This is a genomic window from Limnohabitans sp., from assembly GCF_040401495.1.
Classification (GTDB): domain Bacteria; phylum Pseudomonadota; class Gammaproteobacteria; order Burkholderiales; family Burkholderiaceae_C; genus Limnohabitans.
Window position 1 is genome coordinate 1 of the sequence record NZ_JBBAOI010000037.1, and the last position, 8,029, is coordinate 8,029.

The window sequence follows — 8,029 nt, forward strand, 5'->3', positions numbered from 1 at the left end:
ATATATTCCTCGATAGCTCAGTTGGTAGAGCACCGGACTGTTAATCAGAGGTTCACTGGCCAAAACACAGGTCATTATTTAGGCCAATTTTTCTCAGTCATTGCAAGTTTTATTACACGGTTGATGACATGATTCAAAGGCAACAATTAATCAGCATGCTTGCCCTCCCCACCTGATTGCATGACTTAATTTTTTCTACTGATTTGATTCAATGCCATAGATCAAAAATGCCCAGTAAAACGGTAGCGTGAAGCTGGGTGCCACAACATTGCTACTGACGCCACTTGCCCCATCGATTGGGTTTGTCGGTGCAACACCAGACACGGCTCAGTGGCAGGAATATTCAGCATTTCCGTGATGTGTATGGGTGGTAAGCAGGCTTCTATATCAAACCGCACGCCCTGCAAAGGCGCTGCGCGCATGAGGTAAGCATTGGGCGTCAAGCAACTGAAATCTTGAGACATGTAGTCCGGGGCCACACTGGGGTTGACATGCCTATCCTCTACTTGAATCGGCTGATCATTTTCAAAATGCACCACCACAGAGTGAAACACCATTTGACTGGATTTCAAGCCAAACTTTCGACCCAGTACTTCACCGACTTTCACACGCTCGAGGCAGTGAAGTTCGCTGCGGTGTTTATGGCCACGACCGGCAATCTCGTCCGCAATGTTTCGGATTTCAACCAGAGTTGATTGGTACTTGTGTTGCGCCACGTAAGTACCTGAGCCTTGGATGCGTTTGACGATCTGCTCGTCTGACAGTTCCCGAATAGCGCGGTTAACCGTCATGCGCGAAACACCAAATTCACGTGCCAAGCTTTCTTCGGCAGGTATGGCGTCACCATCGATCCAAGCACCATCACGAATCTTCGACAAAACATGGTTCTTGATCGCCTGATAGGCGGGTTGGCGTTTGATCGGCAGAGTTGTTTTGGGCATTTTTTAGGTGTTTTCCCGTAATTGCTGTTTTTAGCATTGACATGAATCTTAGCTCTAATTACATTTTGGCTTGCTGAGTTGTATAGACAATATTATCTAAAATAATTTATTTGTCTATACAAACCATGCAAACTAACAAGTTTTGAAAAGTCGACTTCAAAGCAACGCCATAACCCGAAAGGACTAAACCATGAAATCTCGCACTGCTCGCTTTTCCTTAATGACCGTCGCTGCTGCGGTGGCGTTGATTGCTACTCCCGCTTGGGCGCAACTCAAGATGGGCTTCAACGTCCCGTTGACAGGTTTTGCTGCGGCCGACGGTAAATCGGCACTGGACGGTGCCAAGCTGGCCGTTGAACAGGCCAACGCCAAGGGCGGCGTAGCTGGCCAGAAGATTGAACTGGTTGTCTATGACGACCAAGCCGTCGCGAAAGAGGCGGTGCCCTCTGCCACCAAGATGGTTGAAAAAGACCAAGTCGTTGTAGCTGTCTCTGGTTCGTATTCGGGCTCCACGCGAGCCGCCGCGTCGATTTTCCAGAATGCCAAGATACCGTATGTCGTGGCTTATGCCATCCACCCCGAAATTACTCTCGCTGGAGACTACATGTTCCGTGTTTCGTCTATGGGCGAAGTCCAGGGTCGCGGGGGTGCCAAGCTGGTTCAGAATCTGGGCAAGAAGAACGCGGTAATTGTTACTGTGAAGAATGATTTTGGTCAGGCACTGGCTGCTGGTTTTAAGGATGCGGCTCCTAAGCTGGGCATCAATATCATTAACGAATACGAATACGCCATGCCCGATCGGCAGTTCGGTGCACTGGTGAGCAAAGTGAAATCCGACAACCCTGAAGTGATCTATGCCTCGGGCTACTTCTTCAATGCCGGACCTCTGGTCAGCCAGCTGCGCGCAGCCGGCATTACCGTTCCAATCATCGGCCAGGAAGGCTACGACTCGGACAAGTTCATCGAAATCGCCGGCCCTGCGTCTGAAGGCACGCTCATCACCACATCGCTGGATCGCGACTCGTCCGAACCTACCACCAAGGCATTCCTGGCCGACTACAGAAAAGCCACCAACGCAGGTGCCGACATGGTCGCTGCTTCGTCTTACACCGCCACAGTAGTGGCCATTGAAGGCTTGAGAAAGACCGGCGGAAAGGGCGGAGCTGCATTGCGCGATGCAATTGCCGCAGGCAACTACGACACGCCTATTGGCAAACTTGCCTTCAATGACCTGCACGAAGTGAAAAAAGACATCCAAGTGCAAATTGTCAAAGATAAAACCTTCCGCCGCCATTCCGTTATTTCAGACGCTGTGCTGCTTGCGCCTCCTACCAAAGCCAAATAAGCAAGGAACTCACCTATGCTCGCGATTGAACTCGTCGCGCAGGGCCTGATACAAGGCAGCATCTACGCCCTCGTGGCGTTGGGGCTGACCTTGGTTTACGGTCTTTTGCGTATTCTTCATGTGGCGCACGCGGCGCTGTTCACGCTTGGTGGTTATGTCGGTGTGTTGGTGTGTAATGCCAGTGGGAGCTTGGCATTAGGCTTTTTAATCGCAGCTTTGGTGTCAGGCTTCGGTGGCGTGGCCATGTTCCGACTGGCTTACCAACCGCTGCTTTCTCAACCTCCATACGTGGCGCTGATTGCATCGATTGGGTTGTTCATTGCGTCCGAGGAAGCTTTTCGCATCATCTTTGGTGCACAGGGCATGTCCTTCACCAATCCAGCCTTGCAACAACAACTTGTGCTCGGTTGGGGGCTTCAATTTAAGCTGGCTGAGGTACTGGTGATGGTGAGCACAGCTTCCATCATTGGTGTGCTTGCTTGGCTTCAGGCGCGCACCCGAATTGGTATCGCCTGTCAAGCCACTGTGTCTGACCCGCAGATGGCGCAATCGTTTGGGATTTCCTTGCTCAAAGTGCGCGACATCAACTTTTTCGTGGGCTCTGCTTTGGCGGGGTTTGCTGGTGTTTGGGTTGCTCTTTTGAACAATTTGGTCGAGCCCACCATGGGTAGCGTGCCATCTTACAAAGCACTAGCGATCATCGTACTTGGCGGACTTGGCTCGGTGCCAGGCACGCTTGCTGCTGCGCTGTTGCTAGGAGTTATTGAGGCTTTCGGAACCATCTATCTTGGTGACATTCTTGACCGCAATGCGATTGCGTTTGCCTTTTTGATTGCGGTACTGATGGTACGTCCTCAGGGCTTGTTTGCCCGTAGCTGACCCAGAAGGACACACTATGAATTATGAAATTTCACTCATCACGACCATGGCCATCGCCGTGATGTTTGCACTCTCGCTGAATTTGATCACTGGGTTTTGCGGCCAGATTAGTTTGGGCCATGCCACCTTTCAGGGCGTCGGTGCATACGCTGCCGCCATGCTGGGAAAAGCAGGATGGCCATTTCTCGCTACTTTGCCCGTGTCCATGGTCCTTGCGGGTCTATTGGGCGTGATAGTGGGGCTGGCGTCATTGCGAGTGCGCGCTGATTTTCTGGCCATCACAACCATGGGCGTAGGCTTTCTTTTTGTGGGGATCGTTCGTCAGCAGGAGTTCTTGGGCGGCGAGTTGGGCATTTCGTCTATTCCAGACCACGGACTAGGGCGTGTGGGCTTTATGGCCCTTGCATTGCTCATGTGTGCAGTCGTTGCTGCGCTCAGTGTTTACATCAAACGCAGCTGGATGGGACGCGTTTTTAACGGTATCGCTGAAGACGAAGATACGATGCGGGTGCTTGGCATTGACGTGCCGCGCTACAAACTCGCGGCTTTTGCCATGGGCACCGCTCTTGCTGGCATATCTGGAGCTTTTTATACCTATCACCTGACGTTTATCGGTGCTGAAAGCTTCGGATTTATTGAGTCCATCACCGTTTTATCCATGGTAGTTTTTGGTGGGATTGGCTCAGTGCCAGGCGTGATCATTGCAGCGGCATTGCTCTCCGTACTACCTGCCTGGTTCCAGGTCATCGGCGATTACAAATTGCTGGTGTATGGCGGATTGTTGTTTGTCATGATGCGATTTTCGCCTGGAGGAATGGCTGGTTTGGCGGCACGCCTTTTCCCAACATCGTCCTTGCCTAATGGGGGGAAACTGTGAATATTTCCACATCTAGTGCGCCTCTGTTGCAAGTAACCGGCGTTACCGTGCGTTTTGGTGGCTTGACTGCCGTAGACGATGTGTCGTTTGATGTTCACCAAGGTGATTTGTTGGGATTGATTGGCCCTAACGGAGCAGGCAAGACCACCATGATGCGCGCCATTATTGGCGTGGTTCAACCAACAGTAGGCAGTGTGTTGCTAGGCGGTGAATCACTCAACGGCTTACCTATTCACAAACGTATCCAACGCGGTATGTCCTTGTCACAGCAATTAGTAAAGCCATTGCGTGACATCAGCATTCAAGAAAACGTTGCACTCGCCGCGGCCAGCGACAAGACCATCAGTCCTCTGCGAGCCTTGCTCAATGTATCAACCGAGCGAGAGCTTGCCATTGCCCAAACTGAATTGGCGCGTGTAGGTATCGCAAGCATGGCATCGCAAAGTCCTGGTATTCAGCCTCTCGGTGTTCTCAAACGTTTGGAGTTGGCGCGCGCGCTTGCACTCAAACCCCGTCTGCTGCTGTTGGATGAACCCTTGGCAGGTTTGAACTCTCAGGAAGCGCGCGCGCTGGCAACGACCATTGCCGAAATCAACCAGCAGGGTCTGACCATTGTGCTTATTGAACACAACCTGGGCGAGGTCATGAGAATTTGCCAACGCCTGGTCGTGCTCGACAACGGCAAGAAAATTGGCGATGGCGATCCGCGAGAAGTCATGGCCGATCCGGCTGTGCGAGCTGCCTATCTGGGTGGAGATGCGTTGGGCGCGTCCGCCGCGCAGGGACATGCAACTTTGGAGACACAACGTGCTTGAGCTTAATTCAATTTCTTGCGGCTATGGCGCATTTCAGGCCGTGCATGGCCTCACTCTTTCCTTGCAATCTGGAACCATCACGGGGCTTCTTGGCGCCAATGGTGCTGGCAAGTCTTCGACACTCATGTGTATAGCTGGCCATGTAAAACAACAAGGCGGTGCTATCCATTTGGACGGACAAGACATTTCAAACTTGGGCCCGACAGAACGCGTGCGCAATGGCATTGCCATTTCTCCCGAAGGCCGTCGTTTGTTCAAAGACCTGACCGTCCAGGACAACCTTCGGGTGGGGGGCATGGTGCAATCCGCAAAGGTTTTTATTCATGATCGAGATCGTGTCCTTGCGTTATTTCCGCGCTTAGGTGAACGCCTGAACTCCTTGGCGGGCAACTTGTCTGGCGGCGAGCAACAAATGCTGGCCATTGGCCGCGCTCTGATGACGCGTCCCCGTCTGATTATGATCGATGAGTTGTCTTTGGGACTGATGCCCAAGATCATTGATCTCTGCTACCAAGCGCTCATTCAACTCAGGCGCGATGGCATGACCGTGCTGCTGGTGGAGCAAAACACCGAGCGCGTTTTGAAAATTGCAGACCACATCTGTGTCTTGGAATCTGGCAGCACTGTCTGGCAAGGCACAGCCGAAGCGGCCCGCAATGACCCCAAGCTCACCGAAGCCTATCTTGGCATGCATTAAATCGCTATTTTTCACTTTTCTTATTTAAAAAATGACTACAAACATCGATTCCAGAATGGACCCAACTCGTGTGGTTCGAGCCCCACGTGGCAGCACCTTGTCTTGCAAAAATTGGGTCACAGAAGCGGCCTACCGCATGTTGCAAAACAACCTTGACGCAGAAGTGGCAGAGAATCCGCAAAGCTTGGTGGTGTACGGCGGCATTGGTCGTGCTGCCCGCGACTGGGCTTGTTATGACCAAATTTTGGCCTCGCTCAAAGACCTGAATGAAGATGAAACCTTGCTCATTCAGTCTGGCAAGCCAGTAGGCGTATTCAAGACGCATGCCAACGCACCACGCGTACTCATTGCCAACTCCAACCTTGTGCCCAAGTGGGCCAATTGGGAGCACTTCAACGAACTCGACCGCAAGGGCCTGTTCATGTACGGGCAGATGACTGCAGGCTCGTGGATCTACATCGGCACCCAAGGCATCGTGCAAGGTACTTTCGAGACTTTTGTGGAAGCCGGTCGCCAGCATTACAACAACGATTGGACTGGCCGCTGGATTCTGACTGCCGGTTTGGGCGGCATGGGTGGGGCACAGCCTTTGGCCGCCACTTTGGCCGGTGCATGCTCGCTGAACATTGAATGCCAACAAAGTAGCATCGACTTCCGTCTGCGTACCCGCTATGTGGACAAGCAGGCCAAAGACCTGGACGATGCCTTGGCCTTAATCGCACAACACACCGTCGCCAAAGAAGCGGTGTCGATTGCCTTGCTCGGCAATGCCGCCGAAATATTGCCCGAGTTGTTGCGGCGCGCCAAGGCAGGTGGCATGCGTCCTGACCTAGTGACAGACCAGACCTCGGCGCACGATTTGATCAACGGTTATTTGCCCCCCGGTTGGTCGGTGGCGCAATGGAAAGCTGCACAGCACGACCCTGCACAGCATGCCCGCTTAACGGCCGATGCGTCGAAAGGATGCGCCACTCAGGTGCAAGCCATGTTGGATTTCCAAGCCATGGGTATTCCAACGGTGGATTACGGCAACAACATTCGCCAAGTGGCGTTTGACCATGGCCTCAAAAACGCGTTTGATTTCCCCGGTTTTGTGCCAGCCTACATACGACCCATGTTTTGCGAGGGCAAGGGCCCATTTCGCTGGGTGGCTTTGTCGGGTGACCCTGAAGACATTTATAAAACTGATGCCAAGATCAAGGAACTTTTCCCCAACAACAAGCACACGCACCGCTGGCTTGACATGGCGCGTGAACGTATCAGCTTTCAGGGCCTGCCTGCGCGCATTTGTTGGCTGGGTCTTGGTGAGCGGCATCTGGCCGGCTTGGCCTTTAATGAGATGGTGCGGTCGGGCGAGTTGAAAGCCCCGATCGTGATCGGTCGCGACCACCTGGACACCGGATCGGTCTCAAGCCCCAACCGCGAGACTGAAGCCATGAAAGACGGAACAGACGCCGTGAGCGACTGGCCACTGCTGAACGCTTTACTCAATACCGCAGGCGGTGCAAGCTGGGTCAGCTTGCATCATGGCGGCGGCGTGGGTATGGGCTATTCACAACATTCGGGCATGGTCATCGTGGCTGATGGCACTGATGCTGCGGCAGAGCGCTTGGCTCGTGTTCTAGTCAACGATTGCGGCTCTGGCGTGATGCGTCACGCCGACGCAGGCTATGAGCTTGCTATCGCCACAGCTAAAAAGCAAGGCCTGAAGCTTCCTATGGTCAAGTAGTTCCATACAAACTTAACCAATGGAAATAGACGGTCTGGTTCTTTCCAATCCATGACATTGCATAGATTCCATGTAAACGATATACCAGCCATGCCCTGGAAAAATGGCGGTGGCGTGACGCTAGAAATTGTCTGCCAACCCACGGGCGCTGGTATTGGTGATTTTGACTGGCGAGTGAGCATCGCGCACATTGCCAGTGATGGTCCATTCTCGGCATTTCCAGGGGTAGACAGGATCATCACTTTGCTAAGCGGAGGCGGTGTGCATTTGCAAAGCAACGATGGTGATGTAGATCACTTGCTGGATAAGCCTTTGACACCATTTGCGTTTAAGGGTGAAACCAACATCAATGCCAGTTTGTTAGATCAGGACTGCCACGATTTCAACGTCATGACACGCCGCTCAACATGCAGCAATGTTTCTCTACAGATCGTTCGCAATGCCTGCGAATGGCCTATTTCATCGCATGGTTTGTTTTTGGCATTGCATGGGCATTGGCAGCTAAATGGCAACCATGAAGAGCACCTAGCACCACAGCAAGGCTTGTGGTGGAACGACTCGTCTCTGGCTTGGAAACTATTGCCTCAAAGCCCCGATGCAACGCTAATCGCTCTCAACCTTCACGTACAAAAAATATGAGTATTGCGCTTCCTACCCCTGCCTTGCCAAGCGCCGATGGTGTTTGGCATAACCTGCACTTTGCGCCAGAGGCACTTGGAGTTGGCACCACCGCCTTGCCCGATGCT

Annotated in this window: 8 protein-coding genes; 7 read left to right on the forward strand and 1 reads right to left on the reverse strand. The window is 52.7% G+C overall.

Annotated features, from left to right (window positions below):
* Positions 1-221: 221 nt before the first annotated feature.
* Positions 222-941 (reverse strand): histidine utilization transcriptional repressor HutC, encoded by a 720-nt coding sequence (gene hutC / locus AC9UEO_RS13210; protein ID WP_509534397.1) that lies wholly within the window; start codon positions 939-941, stop codon positions 222-224.
* Between the two features lie 190 nt (positions 942-1,131).
* Between hutC and AC9UEO_RS13215 the strand changes: the two genes are divergently transcribed.
* From AC9UEO_RS13215 to AC9UEO_RS13245, 7 genes are read left to right on the forward strand one after another with little or no spacing between them, the layout of a single operon-like run.
* On the forward strand, positions 1,132-2,286 hold the full coding sequence (locus AC9UEO_RS13215) for an ABC transporter substrate-binding protein (RefSeq protein WP_509534399.1): 1,155 nt from the start codon (positions 1,132-1,134) through the stop codon (positions 2,284-2,286).
* Positions 2,287-2,301: 15 nt separating this feature from the next.
* The gene (locus AC9UEO_RS13220; RefSeq protein ID WP_509534402.1) at positions 2,302-3,165 is read left to right on the forward strand and encodes a branched-chain amino acid ABC transporter permease; all 864 of its coding nucleotides are present in this window, start codon (positions 2,302-2,304) and stop codon (positions 3,163-3,165) included.
* A 16-nt stretch (positions 3,166-3,181) separates the two neighbouring features.
* Complete coding sequence (locus AC9UEO_RS13225) at positions 3,182-4,042, forward strand: branched-chain amino acid ABC transporter permease (RefSeq protein WP_509534405.1); 861 nt, start codon at positions 3,182-3,184, stop codon at positions 4,040-4,042.
* A complete protein-coding gene (locus AC9UEO_RS13230) occupies positions 4,039-4,857 on the forward strand; it encodes an ABC transporter ATP-binding protein (RefSeq protein ID WP_509534408.1) in 819 nt (272 codons plus the stop codon). The genes AC9UEO_RS13225 and AC9UEO_RS13230 overlap by 4 nt, the downstream gene beginning before the upstream one ends.
* On the forward strand, positions 4,850-5,554 hold the full coding sequence (locus AC9UEO_RS13235; RefSeq protein ID WP_509534412.1) for an ABC transporter ATP-binding protein: 705 nt from the start codon (positions 4,850-4,852) through the stop codon (positions 5,552-5,554). The genes AC9UEO_RS13230 and AC9UEO_RS13235 overlap by 8 nt, the downstream gene beginning before the upstream one ends.
* A 31-nt stretch (positions 5,555-5,585) precedes the next feature.
* On the forward strand, positions 5,586-7,283 hold the full coding sequence (gene hutU / locus AC9UEO_RS13240) for a urocanate hydratase (RefSeq protein ID WP_509534414.1): 1,698 nt from the start codon (positions 5,586-5,588) through the stop codon (positions 7,281-7,283).
* A gap of 51 nt (positions 7,284-7,334) precedes the next feature.
* On the forward strand, positions 7,335-7,922 hold the full coding sequence (locus AC9UEO_RS13245; protein ID WP_509534417.1) for a HutD/Ves family protein: 588 nt from the start codon (positions 7,335-7,337) through the stop codon (positions 7,920-7,922).
* The last annotated feature ends 107 nt before the right edge of the window (positions 7,923-8,029 follow it).